Origin of the sequence: Spirosoma profusum (genome assembly GCF_014699005.1) — a bacterium.
Taxonomy (GTDB): Bacteria; Bacteroidota; Bacteroidia; order Cytophagales; family Spirosomataceae; genus Spirosoma; species Spirosoma profusum.
On record NZ_JACWZY010000032.1, the window covers coordinates 1 to 20,267 of the forward strand.

Genomic DNA, 20,267 nt, shown 5'->3' on the forward strand with positions numbered 1-20,267 from the left:
CAATAAGTTGTAGTTGTAGCATTCTACAAACTTACCACTCACGCTACGTTTGTCGGTTTCAACCCTTGATTCACATTGTTAGTAAAGAAGTAAGCTGACTGAAATCAATTTTGGCTCCCAGCGTGATGCGAAAAAGAGCTCACATATCTGCTTATCGAACGGGCGTTTACTGAAGCTGTGTGGGTAAAGAACTTGGCTGACAAACACCTTGGTAGCTTCCGATGCAGACTGAAGCCTGCTTCCCTCATTATTATTCGGAATTTACAATGGCTCGCAGTAGTTGTCAAATCAATACAGTCTGCCGGGGGTTGATGAAAACCTGCAATGTAAAGTTTAGGATGCAGCTATCAAGATCAACCAGGCAACACCTATCCAAAAACTAAGTATACCGACAAGGAATAAGAACGTGTTGGGTGGCTGTTCGGCTGTAGTGTCATAGCCGATGCTCAGGGTTAGTGTCGCACCTAGTACAGTCAGCAAGCCAGCAATAAGTTTAGCTCTTCTAGGAAACTTCATACAGTGTAAGTCCAGTCATTTCAACCGTAGTAGGTGATCTATCAATGACTCAGTTAAGATGAAAAGGCTGCGGGTTCGTACTCACCAGACGCGTTTTGTAAATCAGGCCCTGGATCAGCAGACCGATTAGGATGGCCAGACTAATGAGTAGGGTAGAATGAAGAGAAACTCCTGCGGTCTGCTGGTGAGAGCTCCCCACAAGGGCCTGCCCTGTTTCGGCTTGAATGTGGGCTAGTTCATGCAAATAATGAACACTCTGCTGAAAAATGACTGATCCACGTCCGTTGAACAACTGCACAGCGGTTTCTACCTGGCCAGATGTCTGTAACTGTAGCATCATTTGCTCTAATTGGCTATAGTCGTGCATCCTAGCCTTAAATTGCTGTAGGCGTCTGGCTTCCCCCTTCACCAAATCCGTTTTCTCAAATTCACTAATAAGTTGGCCAATACGCCTGTCGAATTGGGTCAACTGGTGGTAGATTGGTGGTGAAGTCATGGATCGTGGATTGAGTAGGAAAGCCTCCATAGCCAAACGTTTGGCATGAATGTGCTCACTGAGGTAAACAATAGTTACAGCCGGTTGCAATCGATTCATATAAACCGATGTTAGGGCCTGATCGACGTCTCGCATTGCCTGTTTCATGCTTAAGGCGACCACCACAATTACAACCATGATGCCTACTAAGAGCAGGGAGGCTTTGGCTTTGGAAGCGCTACTAAAGTACCGGTTCATAGTTTATTATGGTGATAAGCTGGTTGATGGCCAGCGCTTGTTATTGGTTGAGGGCAGGTGCCTTGGACCGCTATAAACTCAGCATTGCCCGTTCTAATTAGCCAACCTGGTTAGCTTACCTAGCCCTATTTTTATTTATTTTAGTTGACTAATTGTTCTGCAATCGTAAATTTACAACTGTAAAAATAAAAATCAAATCAATGACCTATATTAGTGCCCAGCCTCGCCTGACCAGTTCCTGGGACGATATCTGCTATCCAGTGCAGCCAGTCTGGCTGGCCGATCTGCTGCCGGAGTATGACATTATGGCCACTGATCGTCAGCAATTAGTGGTTGGCCAATTAGAGGGCGGACGCAAAACTATCTTTGGTATTCACAGCGCCGATTATGCCATCATTCCCAACAGTGCCATCCGGGAAGTTGTCGATGCATTGATGACGGGCTACCAGCTCCAGATTAAATATACAACAACGGGCGAATTCAGCATTAGTATCATTCTGCCCAATACGGTAGCCATTGGTGGTGAATTACTGCACCGTAGTTTGATTCTTACCAACAGTTACAATGGAAAAACACCCTTCAGTCTACAGGGCGTATCACTACCCACGCTACTAGACACTTCCACAGCCGTGGGTGGTAGCGTTTATCGGGATGTGTGCCAGAATGGGTTGATGGGCTGGGCTGACAAATTTAATGACTTATCTAACTATCAGGCATGGCTTCAAGCGGGTGTTCATCAGGATACGAGCCGGTCAGCGCGTCGTTTACCGACCAAAGCCCCCTCGAAGGGATCGAACCCATTGCTTCGAACCATCCATCACCGTGGTCTCACTATTGAGGTGTTCCAGCAGCATCTGCGCGACTTACTGGCTGACCATTTAAAGGCCGAACACAACTTGACGGCCACGGTATATGACCATCTTCAGCAGATCAACGTATCCAGCGCTACGGTGCAATTGCTGCGTAAATTGCCCGTCCCAGTTCAGCTTGCCAAACAGGCACAGGAACGATTACGCCTAGAAGAACGCTTGCTGAATTCACCACCCTCTTATTGGTTACTCTATAATGCGGTCAATTATGCCCTGTTTACGGGGCGTAGCAGCCTGACACTCAACGACCGTTATCGACTCGATGAACGGGTGTTTCATCAGTTGGCTGCTCAGGCATATGGCTAACAGTTATATGCTTTCATAGGGAATGCCTATTGCATTAGTTCTCAACACTGTCTAAATTATTATCTATGTATTCTCCCGATATAGCCGTTGGCCTGGGTAGCATCGTCTATGCGCTGGCTAAGTTGGATGGTCACCTCCAAATTGAAGAGCAGCAGGCAGCCCATAAACTGCTGACTGAAGAACCCTATAGTGATTTGGCCATTTGTGCCTGCTTCTTACGGGACAACACAGGCGAAGCTGTTGAAGAAGCTTATGCCTTTGGATTACGCCGAATGGCCGACAAACGCCTTGAGCTTACCAAACAGACCAAGAAGCGTTTTATCCACATTCTCCTGCGGGTTGCCAGAGCACACGATGGCATTTCGCGGCAAGAACGGACCTTCATCCGGGCTTTTTGGCATGAGCTTCAGCAACTCTAGGCTTAATTTTTTGATAACTAGTAATTGTAGCGGATCTATAGAACCACTAAATAATAAGCAAAGAGCCCTATAATTTACTGACTTTCAACTTATAACCTCAGCCAAATATACAACTCCAGTTCAAGCTGCTACCTTCAAAAAGCATACTATATTAATTCCCCTTCTTTATCTTCAGTTTCTATGTTGCTGGCTATCGTAGGCACAGCCCTTCCTGTTTTAGAAACTGTCTGAAAAACCCCTGAATTCCCTGAAGGGGATTTAACTCGCACTCCAACAAAGTCCTCTTCAGGGGATTTAGGGGTTTTTGAACGAATTACAAAATAGTTTTCAGACAGCTTCTTAGCTTGACTTTAGCCTTTCGAGAATGCCCTAAATTGGCTTGTATAGGCCTAAATACGTACTTGCTAAATTTTTGAATACCCTCATTCTAGAGCAGATGTTCAAAAATAAATCACCAACGTGGCCTATCCATCCAGGAAACGGCTATAAGCATTTTTCAAACAGCTAAAGTCGAGCTTAGAAGCTAGCTATATCGTCAGGAAAAGGATTGTGACACAGAGATGCACGGAGGTTTTATATTGTCCTCTGTAAATCTCTATGCTCCTCCGTGCATCTCTGTGTCACAATCCTTTTTTGGTCAGGGAAAATCAAAAGCACAGCCTCAACGTAGCACCGAATAGATAGGTGGCCTTCCCGGTGGTGCTGTTACGTAGTGTTTTAATGTGATACGTAGATGGTGGGTAAAGTCACTACGTGGTTGAGCTACCCGGCAACTGAGTACGTAACACCTAGTTCGATTTATAGGCGATCGGCTTTGTTTTTGATGAAGTCGCGCTACGTTGCCGCTGAGAAATCCATACTGTTTCCAACGTATCGAGTCTGGATAACGCTTGATTAAGACGAGCATTTGTCTGGCTCAATGTTGCTTTTAACGTAGCGTTCTCCTGAATGAGCGCTTGAACTCCAGCGAACGTAACACCGGCAAAATCGTGACTATAAATTAACGTATCACAACCGATTTGCCCCATTCCGTCCTGCCCGAAAGCAGCGTAAAAGTCCTGTGCCATCGGGCCATAATGTCGAATGCTACGTTGCCCTTTGTAATTCCAGGTAGAAAGCTTCATGGCTCCAATTTTACGTAACAGTGCTACGTTATCAATCGGTAAAAAGCGTTCTTTTTTAGTCGAATCGGAGATTGTAGCCCAGGAGTTTTGCCCCCTACCAATCTGTACTCCCGTACGAACAGTCCCATACGTACCCCCGCCTGGATTACTATTGCCGCTGGTTAATAAGATATAGCCATTTAGAAATCGAGCTACAAATTGGTCGGGAAAACCAACCGGCGTTACTCCCTGACTTAACGGATCGGAATCACCAACAACGAAGACACCTGTATTCAAGTTCGTTGATACCTTATTTCCGATAGCAGTTGAATAATCACCGCTTGCAACATTGTAGGAGCCTATAGCAGTTGAGTAATCACCACTAGCGGTGTTATATGATCCAAGTATCCTCGAGTAATTACCACTGGCCGTGTTGTACATGCCACCAGCAATTGAAATAGCGCCGGTTGCTGAATTGGCAACCCCAAAAACAGTGGATCCTTCGGCATCGACCGTATTAAGTGATCCCATTGCCGTCGAAGCAAAAGCCGTCGCTTTATTATTAAACCCAGTCGTGAATGAGCCTGTGCCTACATCAAATTGCATGGCCATTCCAAAGGCTATGGGTGTTGCTGCTGTATTATTATCGAAAAGGAGAGCTCGCCAGCGAATTCTAAATCCTCGTCCCACCGTTGTATTCGCATTCGTAACAAATTTAACTTCCGCTGTACGGCCTGAAATGATAATACGTTCGGGAGGTGTATTCCCTGAGAACTTTTGGTCCGGTAGCAAATTATTGCCTTTTATAGATACATAATCGGTAATTGACTCAGTATCTAAATCCTCGAATACCAGTTCAATACCGACAACGAACGAACCGGATACTACGCTTTGCAAACTGATGGACTGTGTACAGGAATAACTTACACCTGCTGTATATGATCCATCGCCCGTTGGTTCTTTCAAAATGCCGGCAAGTGCTGTCAAACTGGGTGCGTTATTAATGCAACTCAGGGTATTTATACTGGCATTAGGGTTGTCAGAAACGTATTGGTATTTCGCCTGAACGAGAAAGCCATTGCGGGTATATACTTCCAAATCTTGAGTAGGTTTTACACCAACCGGAGAATTAATTCCTATTTGAGCGTGCACAACTGGTAATAATGCCAGAAATAGGATAAAAGCCAGGACATATTTCATAAGAATCGATTGTTTGAGATTGATTGACAAATTCATACGTTGCGTAAGCGGATTTGGCGCAGGTAAGGTTAAAGGCTACTTCAATTTCGAAACCTTCCAAACCAATGGCCCTTGTGTATTAGTAAGTTGCGTTACCTGCCCATCGGCTGCCTTCTTAAAATGCATACCCCAGGGCATCGTTCTGACAAACAATGTTGTATCTGACGTAGCACCCAGTTCCCATCTCGGTTGATCGGGTAATTTCAGGAAAACCTTACACTCTTCCTGGCTGAGGGTCAGGTGCCAGGTTATATCCCCATAATTACCTGTCAAATTGTACCAGGACCGGTGCCAGGCGGGTGAGCCGATCGACAAAGCAGATGTAGGGTTGAAAGAGGATTTCCCATCGGGATAAAGCATTGGATGGCTAAAACTGAAAATAAATAAAAGACCCACTGCTTTTCTGGGTCAGAATCACCAGGATTAGCAGACTCGACCAACCCAGGCTCAATCCCCACCAGGGCAGGCGTTTCGACAGAGCTAGCAACGAGCTGTTCCGCATCAGCCAATGACAGAGAATGATGCCAATCGTTACGCTACTGACCGTCAGAATGGCCAGATTCGTGAGCATGGGTGCACCGTTAGGAATGACACCGAACATGGAAAGCAGCAGCAACGTAGCACCACCGAACGTAGGAGCCCGAAAAAATACCCATGTAATGTTTACCAGAAACAGCGTCAGCATCGCCAATCCAAACTGTGCGAGTGGATTGGATAAACGTATGGGCGGAATGACGGCGGCACGACTGACTACTGATTCCACAGGGATTGCATCAGTTCGCATTGCCCGGCGACGAGAAGCCCTGTTACGCCAGAATCGCTCAAGGCAGAGAAACAATCCATGCAGTCCTCCCCAGACGACAAAGGTCCACGAAGCTCCGTGCCAGAGGCCGCCCAACAGCATCGTAATCATCAGATTGACATAGGTTTTGAACGCTCCATGCCGGTTGCCGCCCAGTGGGATGTAGAGATAATCACGTAACCAGGTGGAAAGGGTAATGTGCCAGCGACGCCAGAAATCCGAAAAGCCAATGGCCGCATATGGATAGCGAAAATTGTCGGGTAGTTCAAATCCTAAGCAAAGTGAAACACCAATGGCACAGGTCGAATAACCCGCAAAATCGCAGAAGATTTGCCCTGAAAAAGCAAGTACACCCATCCAGGCATCGAGCGATTGGACAGGAAACGGCAAACCAAAGATTAAGTCAGCAGGGTCGGCCAACAACCCGTCGGCAATTGTTACTTTCATGAATAGACCCAACGAAAGCAGAAACAATCCCCAACTCAGTTGTTCGGACGTAGCACGACGGGGCGTTTTGAACTGTGGAATCAAATCTTCCGGACGTACTATTGGGCCGGCCACCAAATGCGGGAAATACGTAACGAATAAGGCGAAATTCAAAAATGAAGGTTCGGGAGCAAACTTGCGTCGGTACACATCCAGCGTGTAAGAGAGCGTAACGAACGTATAGAACGAGATACCGACCGGCAGAATAATGTCGGGCCGGGCGGCCTGATAGACAATACCCATTGCCGACAGCAAGGCCGTGAAATTTTCCAGCAGAAACCCGCCGTATTTGAAATAACTCAGCATTCCTAAATTTAGTACCAGACTGACGGTCAGCAGGAGTTTACGGTTTCGGGGACGTTGTTCAATGGCAATCAGCTTCGCCATATAATAATCGACGACTGTCGAGAGCCACAACAGCAGAATGAAAGGCGGATTCCAGAGCGCGTAGAACAGGTAACTGGCCAGTAGTAGGTTGATTTTCTTAGTCTTCCAGGCGAAAGGAAGATTGTGCAGCACCAGAACAATCGCAAAAAAGACAATGAAGGTGTAGGAATTGAAGACCATAATCGGAGGTTAGCTAAAGTGTGGAGGAAGATAATTTCGGAGCCGATGCATTTTTTCGCAATGACCAGCCTGTTTTCTGCTCAATAATCGGAAGCAGATCCTGCGTGAAAAGTATGGCGTCTTTAGGCGTCAGGTGCGACCATTCCGGGCAGGTGAAGCGCGTCAGGGCTGGGTAGTCGGAGAAATAAATGCCCGGCGTTTGGGTGTAGGCAAGCAGCCGATCCCAATATTGCGCACGCGGAAACAGTTGCTTTTCAATCGCATACATTGGTCCGTCGGAAGGTGTGCGGACAAAAACGACCTGTCCACCGCGCGCCCGAATCTGATCGATGGATTTTCGAGTCTGGTTCAAAATATCCACGAGTGGGGGGCCGGCGATGACATCTTTGGGGCTGTGTGCACCAACATCCATCCAGACTTGCTTTACCTTATTTTGAATGGCCGTATCTGCGACCATAGCATCAGCCATCTTGTTTTGCCGGTCAAACCCATTGACTGAAAACTCATACGGAAATACCGGCCCACCCCACGTACCGGGTCGTTGAGGAATCGGTAAGCGACTCAGCAATGGATTCAGTGCCAGATAAAAGTCATCGAGAAACAGAAAATTCGCTTCCAGAACACGGTTGATCTGAAAGCTGGCCTGTTGCGAAAGCGACCAGTTCGGATAAGCTTTGACTCGTTTGTCGGCTTCCTTTTCGGGAAAAGCGCCCGATGGCGTAAAGAACAGTGGCTCTGTTACGTCGATAATCAGGGTTCCTTTGAAAGCAGGGTCATTTCCCAGGTCGGTCAACAGGGGCCGTGGAGACGTACCGACGATGGATAGTTGAATAGGTTTTTCGCCAGTGATACGTTGCCACGTCTCCAGATCCAGATCGTATTTGATCCGGGAAGAGCCAATGACGACAGGTCTGGCCGGGCTACTCTGATAAATCTGCTTCCGAGTATTGGCCCATAGACTTTCATCGTCGTTATAGGCCAGCACGTAGTGGTTATGTCGCCAGTAGGCTTCCCAGCCGGCCACGAAGGTTAGTACGAGGATCAGCGTGAGCCAGGTTGCTTTTACGTAGTTTGTAGTTTTCATGATTTGCGGGATAGACGTATCGGTTCGCTTGTTTTGACATTTTGCAGGTAACTATTTCACTTCGATCAGGTTTCCATAGGGGTAGTCATGCCAAGTCATGGCAGCAATTTTCCATCGGGGCGCCGAACCCTTTCCCGATTTTTGCGCGGATGACCTTATTGTAAAAGTCGTAAACGTAATAGCTGACAGGACTAGTGAGAATAGGCTGACTTTCATGGGTTTATGAGTATGGATCTTAGGTCTAGAATAATCACCAGAGTAGATTTACCCCAAACTTTGCTGGAGTGCCTTTCAACAGACTTGAATCGCGGGAATTTAGCCGTGCTACGTTCACGAGCGATGGCTTCTGCCCGGCGCTGTCACAGACAGAGTAGGGTAGGGATGTAAATAGTGTGGATAGAAGCGCCCACAAACAGAAAGGTGTTTTCATGGCGGGTATAAATAGCAGAAATAGCTAACGATCCAAACGTAGTGAGTTGAAGGACAGATTGAAAGTAAGTCAGGGTGAGTGGTATAGAATTCTGTGTGAGCAGTCGGAATTTTGCGTGAAAGCTGTGAACGGTCAGCCAGGTGGTTCACTCAGAAAATAAACCACTCACTCAAAAGAGTGGATACTTCAGCCAGATAAAGAAGAATACTACGTCTGTTTATCAGTACCTTGTCTGACATTCCTAACTCTATGCGTACACTAATTCTTCTAGCTCTATTGCTAAACGTATCGGTTGCCTTTGGGCAGGAGAAACCCGTTGAATTGCCAGCAGAGTTGCCTGGAGGCTCTCTGGATATTGGGCGTTACGTTAGCTTTTACGAGGATGCCTCAACCGATACGTTGCCTGCTAAAGCCATTTTGACAAAACCATTTCAACCATTTTTACTACGTCCCACGAATCGGCTTTCTACTCGGGGGCCGGTAATGAAATGGTTACGTTTCACCCTACAAAATACGGATTTACATAAACCTGTCAACTTGTGGCTTCATGTTGGGCGCCATAGTTTAATACGTTTGTATTCCGTTGATTCTCTGAAAAATACCAACTTACTGACGGTTGCGGGAGGGAGTATTCCGGCGGATGGTATTGCGTCCGACGCACCTGGCCGAATGGTCGTGCGCATTGCCCTTGCACCTAACCAACAACAAACTTTTTTACTCAGTGTTGCTACGTTTCAGAGCCCTGATCCTATACAAACAACCTTGTACACGCTTCCGTTTTACAAAAGTTTCCTCAATGATTTCCATCAACGTCAACTACCCGTCCTTGCTTTTTATATTGGGTTGATCGCCTGTCTGCTGTTCATGGGTTTGTTTGCTACGGCGCAGTACGTAACAAATCGGGATGTTATCTACGTCTGGTATTCACTCTACATATTGACTACCTGTTTCAATTTTCTCCGTGTACCCGAAACACAGTTCCAGCTCGACTGGTGGTTGCCAAATCACCCTACGGTTCGACTGACGCTGTTGCCGATTATTCAGTTAGCCACACAATTCTTTTACCTGCTTTTCTTCGGTACGCTTCTGGAGTTACCACGCTACCAGCCCCGACTCTGGCAGTGGTACCGCTCATTTCTAGCCTGTTTGACCGTCTTGTTTGGTTTAAGCCTGGGCAGTTTGCTGATTGGGGGAGGTGGAAGTTTGCTGCTAATCTATTTCAGTCGACCGTCAGGATTGCTGGTCATGATGACATTGGTGGCCATAATAATCTTAGCGGGTTTGGCGCTACGTGGGAAACATGCGTTACGTTCCTATGCGTTTGTCGGGCTGGTTTTCATTGCTATTGGGGCTATAGCGATGCTCTTACTGAATCGTATGAACCTGTCACGTACATCAATATTTCTGCAAATGCCTTCTATATTCCTGGGGGGTGCTACGTTACTGGAGGTGTTTTGTTTCTCGCTGGCTTTGGGCAAACGAACCTATTTGGTCGAAAAAGAAAAGAAACAGCTTCAACAACGTCATACAGAAGAACTTGAAACGCAATTAGCCCTGCGAACGAAAGAAGTTCAGGAACAGAGCCGTCAGTTGGAAGTCCAGCACATCCGCCAGTTAGAAACTGAATTCGAACAGAAATTGGCCGATACCGAGATGACGGCGCTACGTGCCCAGATGAATCCTCACTTCATTTTCAACTGCCTCAACTCCATCAAACTTTACACCCTCGACAACGAAGCCGAAAAAGCTTCCGACTACCTCACCAAATTCGCCCGACTGATCCGGTTGGTACTCGAAAACTCTCGTTCCGAATATGTAACCCTACAAAATGAACTGGAGGCCCTCCAGCTCTATATCGAACTGGAAGCGATGCGCTTTAAGCATAAACTCCAGTTCAGCATTCAGGTAGACCCAGCCATCGACCAACGCTTTATCCGCATTCCGCCCTTACTGTTGCAGCCTTACGTAGAAAATGCGATCTGGCACGGATTGATGCATAAACCCGAAGGTGGTACAGTAAGTGTAGACGTAACTCAGCCCCAGGAAAGTTTATTGCACATTGAGATTACCGATGATGGCGTAGGACGGCAGCAGGCAAGTGAACTAAAGAGCAAGTCGGCCGGTAAATACAAGTCGTTTGGGATGCAGGTGACAGCCGACCGGATTCGGATGATTAATCAGCTGTACAATACCCAGGCGCAGGCTCAGATTGTCGATTTAGTGGATAGTTTTGGAGAGCCTGGTGGAACGCAGGTAATTTTAAAAATACCCGTATGAAAACGCTACGTTAGTAACTATACAGATACCAATATAAAGAGCGAACGTGCGATTTACCGACTGGCTTTCACTCTTTTGCTCATTCACTCTTTCAACTATGCATGCGCTCATCATCGACGACGAACCCGACAATGTACGACTATTGGCCTTGCAACTAGCCCGGCACTGTCCGCAGGTTGACGTAGTAGGCCAGTTTACCGACAGTATTGAAGGGTTGAAGGCTATCCAGGCGCTTCGACCGGCGCTGGTTTTTCTGGATATTGAGATGCCACTCATGAATGGGTTTCAACTCCTGGAAAAAGTCGGTGATATTACGTTCCATATCGTGTTCGTCACAGCCTACGACCAGTATGCCGTGCGGGCCTTTCGGTTCAGTGCGCTGGATTATCTGCTCAAACCCATCGATACGGTTGATCTGATTGCTACGGTACGACGGGCTGAGACCACAACACGTATCAACCCTCAACAACTGGACCTGATGCGGCAATACTATCCAACTAACGTAGCGGGTGGTGGCCCAATTGCGAAAGGACGTATCGCCTTACCCCACGCCAGCGGGATGGTTTTTGTGGAGACAAAACAGATTATTTACTGCGAAGCAGATAGTAATTATACTCGTTTCTGTCTGGCCAGTGGTGAACACTACGTTATTGCCAAAACCTTAGGTGATGTACAGGAAGTCCTTGAAACGGGCGATTTTGTTCGGGTGCACCGACAATACATAGTTAATCTGGAGCACATTCAGAAATTAGTCAAAGGAGAAGGCACCTATCTATTGATGACCAATGGAACCAGCATTCCGATAGCCCGCCAGCAGAAAGACCGGCTGATGGAACGATTTGGCTGGGTCTAAAACCACTACGTTCATTGCCTGCCTAAGTGGAGTTGCTAAGAAGTTGTGCCACAGAGAGTAAAGAAGATATGCAGAGGATTATTCTCCGTGTTTCTCCTTAATTCTCTGTGCATCTCTGTGTCACAACTCTTTAGCGATACACTAAGAACAACTGACCTCTTCCGGTCTGAACTACTATGTAGATAATTGCTTCATTGAGGCATTTATTCGAGGAATTTGGCATTTCTCCGGCAAAATTCCGGCCGTTGGAACAGTAGTCCACCTTTTTGGCACCAGAGTCCACCTCCTTTTTAGGCAATCTCCCTAGAATTGTCCTGCTGTTTGATTCCGTCAAAAACCAGGCAGCCCATGGCTGATGGGGTCATTTTGATTTAGTGAACGGTACGTCATTCTATAATTCAAAATTTTCCTAAACCCCAGTCCTTTCCATCATGAACACAGCACCTGAACAAAAACAGCTTACACCGGCTCGAATCATGGAAACCGCAACGGCTTTCTTTGCGTCGAAAACGCTCCTGAGCGCGGTTAAACTTGGCGTTTTTACTACACTCTCTGGCAATCAGTCCTTATCTGGTAAAGAGATTCAAAAAGCCTTAAAACTACACGACCGGAGTGTTTACGATTTTTTAGATGCGCTGGTGGCCCTTGGCTTTCTAAACCGCACGGGTTTGCTTGAAACAGCTGAATATTCCAATACTCCAGAAACCGAAATCTTTCTCGACAAAAACAAGCCTTCGTACATCGGGGGATTTGTGGAAATGGCCAATGATCGGCTGTACCCATTTTGGGGAGACCTGGATGAAGCGTTGCTTACTGGTCAACCCCAGAATGAGATCAAGCACACAGGCCGGTCAATGTTTGAGGAGCTTTATGCCAAACCGGAACGGCTGAAACAGTTCATCAATGCGATGTCGGGTATTTCTACCGGCAACTTTATGGCCCTGGCTCAAAAGTTCGATTTTTCACGGTATTCGAGCCTCTGTGATATAGGGGGCGCGGCAGGTGTCTTGTCTGTTGAGGTGGCCAGACAACACCCAAAAATAACCTGCACGACAGCCGATCTGCCAGCGGTTGAGCCCATTGCAAAGGAATATATAGCCGCACAGGGTATGTCGGACCGGGTGAAAACCGCCAACATCGATTTCTTTACAGACGAGTTTCCAAAAGCGGATGTCATTACCATGGGGATGATCCTGCATGATTGGGACCTTCCCAATAAAATGATGCTGATTAAAAAAGCGTATGATGCGCTACCAACAGGCGGTGCGTTGATCGCGGTGGAAGCCCTGATCGATGATGACCGTCGGAAAAACGCTTTTGGACTAATGATGTCGCTCAATATGCTGATCGAATTCGGCGTTGCTTTTGATTTCACCGGCGCTGATTTTGAACGGTGGACGAAGGAGGTAGGATTTCGCAGGGTTGACGTAATTCCGTTGGCAGGACCATCCAGCGCTGCTATCGCTTACAAGTAGTAATTCAATTCGTTTTTGATCAGGTAGTCGTGTTCACCGGAGCCCCTACCAAGTCGCTCATTCTTCAATAACCCATATCCTGAAACGTAGGAGACCGGTTTTCACCCACACCGCCGGTCTGGATTCATTTATTTTTTAGTTCCTGTTACGTCCCTCACCGACTGGTTGAAAACCGGCTGACAGGATTGTCTTTGTCTGAACCAGCTACCTAGTGATTATGACTCACTTTTCTACCTTCCTGTTCCCCCTTCGGGCGTTCCCTATCTTGAGTACCTGGCTTATGTTGCTGTCGCATGCGTACACGACCACAATGGCCCACGAAGTGCGTTTTGTAATGGGAGCGGACACTACTGGCCCACCCCCTTCAGCAGCTGTCCGTTCTATGGCACGGCAGGCGGCTTTGCTTAGTATAGCGAGCGTTTCACCTACCCGCAATCAGCGTAATGCCGTTCGAAACACCAACGTAGCAGTTACCTTCGATCAACCCCTGAGTAATACGGGTGCTACGTTGGGGGCGTTGCGCTTATTCTCCCAACAGCGGGGCGGCCAACTGCGTAACGGAGCCGGCGGAAGTGCCAGCGTTAGTGGAAACACACTTACCTTCAATCCAACCCTTGACTTCAAGCCCGGCGAAAAGGTGTATGCCACAGTAACCACTGATATTCAGAGCACTGGGAGTGCTACGTTGGCTCAGGGAAATGTGTTTGAATTTATTGCCCAGTCAGGAGGTACGGGTAAAAGTAACTTCAAACCGCACCCTACCACCCCCATTGTCTACGTGGGTAACACGCCTTATAACGCCGAAGTAGGCGATCTGGATGGCGATGGCGATCTGGACATAGTAACAGCCAACATTTATAGCAACAATATAAGTGTACGGCTCAATGATGGGTTGGGCAACTTTATACCCCACTCCACTAATCCAGAGATTTTGGTGGGCTTAAATCCTTATAACGTAGCATTGGGGGATGTAGACGGTGACGGTGATCTGGATATGCTGGCCCCAAATGTTGGTGATGATAACCTGAGCGTACTCCTCAATAATGGATCAGGCAGCTTTACACCACACTCCACTAATCCCCGTCCTTCGGCGAGTGGCGTCTACTACGTCGCTCTTGGGGATGTGGATGGCGATGGTGATCTCGACGCGCTGGTATCCTCAGGTACCAGCTTTGTGAGTGTGTTTCTCAATAATGGGTCTGGCAGTTTTATCCTACAGCCAACCACTATTCCGGTTGGAGGTGGGTGTGTCGTACTCGTATCTGGGGATGTGGATAGCGATGGTGATCTCGATTTTGTTACAACAAATCAGAATAGCAACAATGTGAGTGTACGGCTTAACGACGGTTCAGGGAACTTTACTGCCCCGACAAGTAATGCTGATATATCGGTAGGAAGCTTCCCCCGCTGGTTAGCGAAGGGGGATGTGGATAGCGATGGCGATCTGGACGTATTAGTAGCTAACTATAACGACCTCAATGCGGGTATACTGCTTAACGATGGATCGGGTAATTTTAATCCACACCCCACGAACGCCAACCCCGATGTACATGGTCGCCCCATTGGCGTCAATTTAGGGGATGTGGATGGCGATGGTGATCTCGATTTACTGGCAGTCGACGGTGCTTCCAACCTGGTAGATGTGTTACTCAATCAACCAATAGCACCTGTTGTGAGTGGCTTTGCCGCTACGTCGAGTATTGCCTGTGTGGGGAGTGTTGCTACGTTCACCGCTACGATTGGCAACGTATCAGGCAGCTATACGTATACACTCACGAATGGCACTAGTACAACCACCGGTTCCACCAGCAATACCGCTCTCAATGTGAGTCTGGTGGCGAGTGGGTCAGGCACTCAGAGCTTCAGTCTGATAGTGAGTGCTAATGGCAGCTCGACCGTGGTCATCACGAATCTGACGGTGGGCAGCCACCCCGACTACCAGCCTTTGGTAGACTTTTACAACGCCACCAACGGGCCAAACTGGACCAACAAAACGAGATGGATGACAAGCTGTGACCCTTGTACGGGCAATGGAGGGTTCCCCTGGTATGGAGTGACTTGTTTAGCTGGGCGGGTGAGCCAACTCGAACTTCAAAACAATGGCTTAAGTGGCAGTATCCCGGCTAGTTTGAGTGCGTTGACGAATCTACAACAGCTTAATCTGAGCGCTAATCAGTTAAGTGGCAGTATCCCAACTAGCTTGAGTGCGTTAACGAATCTACAGCGGCTTACTCTGAGTGGTAACTTGTTAAGTGGCACTATCCCAGCTAGTTTGAGTGCATTGACGAATCTGAAATATCTTTTTCTGTCCAATAACCAGTTAAGTGGTAGTATCCCATCTACAATTGGCAGTCTGACGAATCTGCAACATTTTTATCTGAACAATAACCAGTTAAGTGGCAGCATCCCATCTACAATTGGCAATCTGACGAATCTGCAATACCTTGACTTGACCACTAATCAGTTAAGTGGGAGTATCCCAGAGAGTATGGGTAGTCTGATTAACCTGCAAGAGCTTAGGCTGAACGATAATCGGTTAAGTGGCAGTATCCCCTCTACACTGGGTAGTCTGACTAATGTGCAAGTGCTTAATCTGTATAATAACCAGTTAAGTGGCAGTATCCCATCTACGCTGGGCAGCCTGTCCAATCTACTTCAGCTTTATCTGAACAATAACCAGTTGAGTGGCAGTATACCATCTACGCTGGGCAACCTGACCAACCCAACACTGCTTGTACTACACACAAACCAGTTGAGTGGCTGTTATCCGGCGAGCCTGACAGCCTTGTGTGAGATATCTACCATGAGTTTTTCCAATAACGCTGGCCTGCCCGGGGGAGGGAGCAATACAGCCCTTGATGCCTTCTGTGCCACTGGCCAGGGCCGGGATGACTTTGTGCCCACCGCTACGGCCGGTTCATCCACCGCCACGGTGGGCAATGTAGTCAGTTTGAGTACAGCCGGGGGCATCAGCTACAGATGGACGGCTCCGGTGGGGGCTCAGCTCAATAGCAGCACCAGCAGTGTGGTCTCGGTCACGCTGACAACAGCGGGGGTAAAAACCTTCACGGTGGTAGTCAGTCAGGGGGGCAGTTGTAGCCAGACAGCCATAGTTTCGGTAACAGCTACGGCAGTTGCGCCTACGGTGAGTGGCTTTGCTGCTACGTCGGAAACTGTCTGTGCAGGCAGCGTCGCTACGTTCACCGCGACGGTGGGCAACGTATCAGGCAGCTACGCTTACACACTCACCAATGGTAGCAGCACTACTAGTGGCACCAGCAGTAGTACTATTTTCAGTGCAAGTCTGGTGGTGAGTGGTTCGGAGAGTCAAAGTTTCAGTCTGGTGGTGAGCGATGATGGCACGACAGTGGCTACCACAACGCTGACAGTGGGCAGTCATCCAGACTTGCAAGCCTTGACCGATCTCTATAACAGCACGAATGGTGCAGGCTGGACCAATAAGACAGGTTGGTTAACCAGTTGTAACCCCTGTGGTTGGTATGGGGTTAGTTGCATCGGGGGGCGAGTGGTAACGCTAGATCTATCTCGCAATGCGTTGAGTGGCAGTATTCCTTCCAGTTTGAGTGCCCTTTCCAACCTGAAAAACCTACAGTTAGACTATAATCAATTAAGAGGAAGTATCCCGTCGAGTTTGGGATTACTCACTAACTTGACTTTTATCAATCTAATCAGTAATGAGTTGAGTGGGAGTATTCCGGCCAGTCTAGGGTCTTTAACGAACCTGGGATACCTGGATATATCTTACAATACGTTGAGTGGGAGTATTCCGGCCAGTTTTTCGGCCCTTTCCAAGCTACAAACCCTATCCCTGGACAATAATCAGTTGAGTGGGAGTATTCCCGGAAGTTTGGGGGCTTTAGCTAACCTAAAATATCTGGGGCTGTCTTCCAATGCGTTGAGTGGGAGTATTCCGACTAGTTTTTCGGCCCTTTCCAAACTGGAACGTCTCGAATTGAATATCAATCAATTGAGTGGGAATATTCCAGCCGGTTTATCGATCCTCTCCAATCTACAAACCCTATTCCTATCTTCCAATCAACTAAGTGGGAGTATACCTGAGAGCTTATCGGCCCTTTCCAATCTGGAATATTTATACCTGGACAGAAACGAATTGAGTGGGAGTATTCCGGTTAATTTGGGCGCATTAACGGACCTGAAACTGCTATCTCTACATTCTAATAATTTGAGTGGGAGTATTCCAGCTAGTTTGGGGGCGTTAACTAATCTGCAATCGTTATATCTGAATTCCAATCAGTTGAGTGGTTGTTATCCGGCTAGTCTAACCGCTTTATGTGGGATATCGAATAAAGTTTTCGCGAGCAATGTGGGTTTACCCAGCGGGGGCAGTAGTGCCGGTTTCAATGCCTTCTGTGCGACCGGACGGGGCAGTGATGCCTTTGTGCCTATCGCAACAGCCAGTCCAGCCTCCACCACGGTGGGCAATGTGATCAGTCTGAGCACCACAGGAGGGGCCAGTTACAGTTGGCGTGTTCCGTCTGGAGCAGTGTTCACTAGTAGTGCCAGTAGCAATGTGGTTTCGGCTAGCCTGACAACATCAGGAGTAAAAACCTTCACCGTGGTGGTCAGTCAGGGAGGTAGTTGTACTCAGACGGCTATGGTTTCGGTGACGGCCACAGCTGTTGTGCCCACTGTGAGTGGCTTTGCCGCTACGTCGGGAACGGTGTGCGTAGGTAGTGTTGCTACGTTCACCGCTACGATTGGCAACGTATCGGGCAGCTACGCTTACACGCTCACGAATGGTACTAGTTCCACCACTGGCACCTCCAGTAATACGGCTCTTACCTTACCTCAACCTGCATCGGGTTCAGGTAGTCAAAGCTTTACGCTCATCGTCAGCAATAATGACCAGTCTACTACGGCTACAGCCGGCCTTTGGGTAAATCCTCTACCCACCACCAGTCTGCAAGCCAGTGGTACGCTCACCTGCGCCACGACCAGTGTCACCCTGATCGCTGGCGGGGGAAGCATTGGGCAGCCGTTCTCGTATAGCTTCAGTGGGGCTGGACTGGTGAGCCAGAATCCGATCAGTGGCACGGCAGTAGCGGCTGCAACTGGTACGTACTCGGTTACGGTCACTACGTCAGGAGGCTGTTCGGCTACGGCCACTACGTCGGTCAGCAGCAACACCACTACGCCCACGGCCACTATTCTGGCTCCATCAAGCGCTACCCTTACCTGCACCATGCCTAGTCTGAGCCTCACGGCCACCGGGGGCGGTACGTATCGTTGGGATAATAACTCGATAAGTGCCATTCGCTCGGTCACCGCTTCAGGCCCTTACTCGGTTACGGTGACGAGCGTCAATGGTTGCTCAAGTACAGCAAGTATCCAAATTAGTCAGCATGATACCCCGCCCACGTTAAGCATCAACCCAGTGAGTGCTACGTTAACATGTACCAATCCAGTGGTAAGCTTGACCGCAGTAGGCACTGGTTCGTATCGGTGGAACACCGGGGCCACTACGTCCTCCATTAGTGCTACGTCGGCTGCTATATATTCCGTTACGTTGACGGGAACCAATGGCTGCTCAAGTACAGCAACTGCCCAGGTTTTCCAGGATAACTCAGCGCCTTCCGTGAATATCAATCCGACCAGTGCTACGTTGAGTTGCGCGAATCCAGTGGTGAGTTTAAGTGTCATTGGTAGTGGTACGTATCGCTGGAATACGGGAGCCGTTACGTCCATGATCAGTGCTACGCTAGCCGATACGTACTCCGTTACATTGACCAGCACCAATGGTTGTACCGCTACAGCGTCAGCCCAGGTTTTCCAGAATAACTCGTTGCCGACGGTGAGCATAACTCCGGGCTCCGCTACATTGAGCTGTAATACCTCTTCGGTGAGTCTGAGTGCAGTCGGCACGGGTACGTATCGATGGAATACAGGCGACGCTACGTCCTCCATCAGTGCTACGTTGGCGGGGACTTACTCCGTTACGTTGACAGGAACCAATGGCTGTTCGAGTACGGCCAGTACCAGCGTTACGTATCGGAACTGTGCGCCCACGCTGGCCAATGCCATCCCGTCCCAGTTTGCCAATTTGGGGACTGCATTTAGCTATGTCATCCCTGCCACTACGTTCACCGACGCTGAAACGCCCAACAGCCTCACGCTATCGGTGGCTGGCTTACCCGCTGGGCTGAGTTTTGTTTCGCCTAACACCATCAGTGGTACGCCTTCCACAACAGTTGGTTCGCCCTTCACCGTGACAGTAGTGGCTACCGATTCCGGGGGACTTGCAGCCAGCACGAGCTTTTCGCTAACAGTGCAGCCTACGAGTTTTAGCATTGTGAAGGTTATCATGCTTGACTGTAATCACGTGGGTTACTATGAACGACGAATCAACTTCGAGGTCAGCTACAGCGGTACTAATGGACAGCCCATCAGCGTGTCGGTGGTCAACGAGATGAATAGTACGACAATCATTGAACCCTATCAACTGAATCTGTTCACTGACAACCCGGTGATTGTGCTACGTGCTCGTCAGCAGGGTACTCCGGGAGAAGCTACATTCAACTACAACTGGCTGACTAATTGTGCCAACGGAAATCCTAAAGTGGAGAATCCCATTCCTCCCCAATCGGTTACAGTAGCGACCGTATTTAGCTATACGATTCCCGCCAACACCTTCACCGATGCTGAAACGGCTAACAGTCTGAGCCTGTCGGTAGCGGGTCTGCCAGCCGGGCTGAGTTTTGTTTCGCCCAATCTGATTACGGGCGTACCATCAACGACGGTGGGGTCACCCTTTACGGTGACGGTCGTCGCTACGGATGCAAGTGGCGGTTCGGTTTTCACGATTTTTCCGTTGAGTGTACTAAATACAGGTGCCTGTAGTAGTATGCACACCCTGAAAGCGGGCGATTGGAGCGATGTGAGTGTATGGTCGTGTGGGTGGGTGCCTTCGCTTACGGACGTAGTGACGCTCAATCATGCTGTCAGTGTACCTGTCAGTTACCAGGCTCAGGCCCAACGGTTACTATATTCGCAGGCTGGGCAACTGATGATGGGCACTAATAGTCGATTACAATTAGGTGGTAATTAGCGCGAGTTATAAAAATTTTCC

The 20,267-nt window shown here is 48.4% G+C and carries 12 protein-coding genes; 6 read left to right on the plus strand and 6 right to left on the minus strand.

Translation table 11 applies throughout. The features are described from left to right. Nucleotides 1-565: 565 nt before the first annotated feature. Nucleotides 566-1,249, minus strand: a complete 684-nt coding sequence (locus IC229_RS27690) for an MCP four helix bundle domain-containing protein (protein WP_190891038.1) — start codon at nucleotides 1,247-1,249, stop codon at nucleotides 566-568. A 200-nt stretch (nucleotides 1,250-1,449) separates the two neighbouring features. Between IC229_RS27690 and IC229_RS27695 the strand changes: the two genes are divergently transcribed. Together IC229_RS27695 and IC229_RS27700 are read left to right on the plus strand one after the other, a co-directional pair. After that, entirely contained in the window at nucleotides 1,450-2,424 is a 975-nt protein-coding gene (locus IC229_RS27695) for a hypothetical protein (RefSeq protein WP_190891040.1), read from the plus strand. A 65-nt stretch (nucleotides 2,425-2,489) separates the two neighbouring features. Then, entirely contained in the window at nucleotides 2,490-2,843 is a 354-nt protein-coding gene (locus IC229_RS27700; RefSeq protein WP_190891042.1) for a TerB family tellurite resistance protein, read from the plus strand. 788 nt (nucleotides 2,844-3,631) lie between these two features. On the opposite strand, the gene IC229_RS27705 is transcribed toward IC229_RS27700, so the two are convergent. The 5 genes from IC229_RS27705 to IC229_RS27725 all read right to left on the minus strand — a co-directional run bounded on the left by IC229_RS27705 (nucleotide 3,632) and on the right by IC229_RS27725 (nucleotide 8,554). Then, nucleotides 3,632-5,146, minus strand: coding sequence for a tail fiber domain-containing protein (locus tag IC229_RS27705; protein WP_190891043.1), 1,515 nt, complete (start codon nucleotides 5,144-5,146; stop codon nucleotides 3,632-3,634). A gap of 75 nt (nucleotides 5,147-5,221) precedes the next feature. Continuing rightward, nucleotides 5,222-5,545 (minus strand): hypothetical protein, encoded by a 324-nt coding sequence (locus tag IC229_RS27710; protein ID WP_190891045.1) that lies wholly within the window; start codon nucleotides 5,543-5,545, stop codon nucleotides 5,222-5,224. A gap of 7 nt (nucleotides 5,546-5,552) precedes the next feature. Further along, nucleotides 5,553-7,040, minus strand: a complete 1,488-nt coding sequence (locus IC229_RS27715) for an MBOAT family O-acyltransferase (protein WP_190891047.1) — start codon at nucleotides 7,038-7,040, stop codon at nucleotides 5,553-5,555. A gap of 13 nt (nucleotides 7,041-7,053) precedes the next feature. Further along, the gene (locus IC229_RS27720) at nucleotides 7,054-8,124 is read right to left on the minus strand and encodes a hypothetical protein (RefSeq protein WP_190891049.1); all 1,071 of its coding nucleotides are present in this window, start codon (nucleotides 8,122-8,124) and stop codon (nucleotides 7,054-7,056) included. Between the two features lie 250 nt (nucleotides 8,125-8,374). After that, on the minus strand, nucleotides 8,375-8,554 hold the full coding sequence (locus IC229_RS27725) for a hypothetical protein (RefSeq protein WP_190891050.1): 180 nt from the start codon (nucleotides 8,552-8,554) through the stop codon (nucleotides 8,375-8,377). Between the two features lie 249 nt (nucleotides 8,555-8,803). On the opposite strand from IC229_RS27725, the gene IC229_RS27730 reads away from it, so the two are divergent. The 4 genes from IC229_RS27730 (at nucleotide 8,804) to IC229_RS27745 (ending at nucleotide 20,246) form a co-directional block, all read left to right on the plus strand. Further along, a complete protein-coding gene (locus IC229_RS27730; RefSeq protein ID WP_190891052.1) occupies nucleotides 8,804-10,831 on the plus strand; it encodes a histidine kinase in 2,028 nt (675 codons plus the stop codon). A 97-nt stretch (nucleotides 10,832-10,928) separates the two neighbouring features. Beyond that, nucleotides 10,929-11,684, plus strand: coding sequence for a LytR/AlgR family response regulator transcription factor (locus IC229_RS27735; RefSeq protein ID WP_190891053.1), 756 nt, complete (start codon nucleotides 10,929-10,931; stop codon nucleotides 11,682-11,684). Between the two features lie 431 nt (nucleotides 11,685-12,115). After that, nucleotides 12,116-13,159 carry a methyltransferase gene (locus tag IC229_RS27740; RefSeq protein ID WP_190891056.1) on the plus strand — a complete coding sequence of 348 codons (1,044 nt, stop codon included), beginning with the start codon at nucleotides 12,116-12,118 and terminating at the stop codon, nucleotides 13,157-13,159. A 217-nt stretch (nucleotides 13,160-13,376) separates the two neighbouring features. Beyond that, complete coding sequence (locus IC229_RS27745; RefSeq protein ID WP_190891058.1) at nucleotides 13,377-20,246, plus strand: leucine-rich repeat domain-containing protein; 6,870 nt, start codon at nucleotides 13,377-13,379, stop codon at nucleotides 20,244-20,246. Nucleotides 20,247-20,267 lie beyond the last annotated feature (21 nt).

Coding starts and splice junctions, on each gene's coding strand:
- IC229_RS27700 (WP_190891042.1), top strand. CDS start 2,490: ATGTATTCTCCCGATATAGCCGTTGGCCTGGGTAGCATCGTCTATGCG.
- IC229_RS27720 (WP_190891049.1), bottom strand. CDS start 8,124: ATGAAAACTACAAACTACGTAAAAGCAACCTGGCTCACGCTGATCCTC.
- IC229_RS27705 (WP_190891043.1), bottom strand. CDS start 5,146: ATGAAATATGTCCTGGCTTTTATCCTATTTCTGGCATTATTACCAGTT.
- IC229_RS27695 (WP_190891040.1), top strand. CDS start 1,450: ATGACCTATATTAGTGCCCAGCCTCGCCTGACCAGTTCCTGGGACGAT.
- IC229_RS27735 (WP_190891053.1), top strand. CDS start 10,929: ATGCATGCGCTCATCATCGACGACGAACCCGACAATGTACGACTATTG.
- IC229_RS27740 (WP_190891056.1), top strand. CDS start 12,116: ATGAACACAGCACCTGAACAAAAACAGCTTACACCGGCTCGAATCATG.
- IC229_RS27745 (WP_190891058.1), top strand. CDS start 13,377: ATGACTCACTTTTCTACCTTCCTGTTCCCCCTTCGGGCGTTCCCTATC.
- IC229_RS27715 (WP_190891047.1), bottom strand. CDS start 7,040: ATGGTCTTCAATTCCTACACCTTCATTGTCTTTTTTGCGATTGTTCTG.
- IC229_RS27730 (WP_190891052.1), top strand. CDS start 8,804: ATGCGTACACTAATTCTTCTAGCTCTATTGCTAAACGTATCGGTTGCC.
- IC229_RS27725 (WP_190891050.1), bottom strand. CDS start 8,554: ATGAAAACACCTTTCTGTTTGTGGGCGCTTCTATCCACACTATTTACA.
- IC229_RS27710 (WP_190891045.1), bottom strand. CDS start 5,545: ATGCTTTATCCCGATGGGAAATCCTCTTTCAACCCTACATCTGCTTTG.
- IC229_RS27690 (WP_190891038.1), bottom strand. CDS start 1,249: ATGAACCGGTACTTTAGTAGCGCTTCCAAAGCCAAAGCCTCCCTGCTC.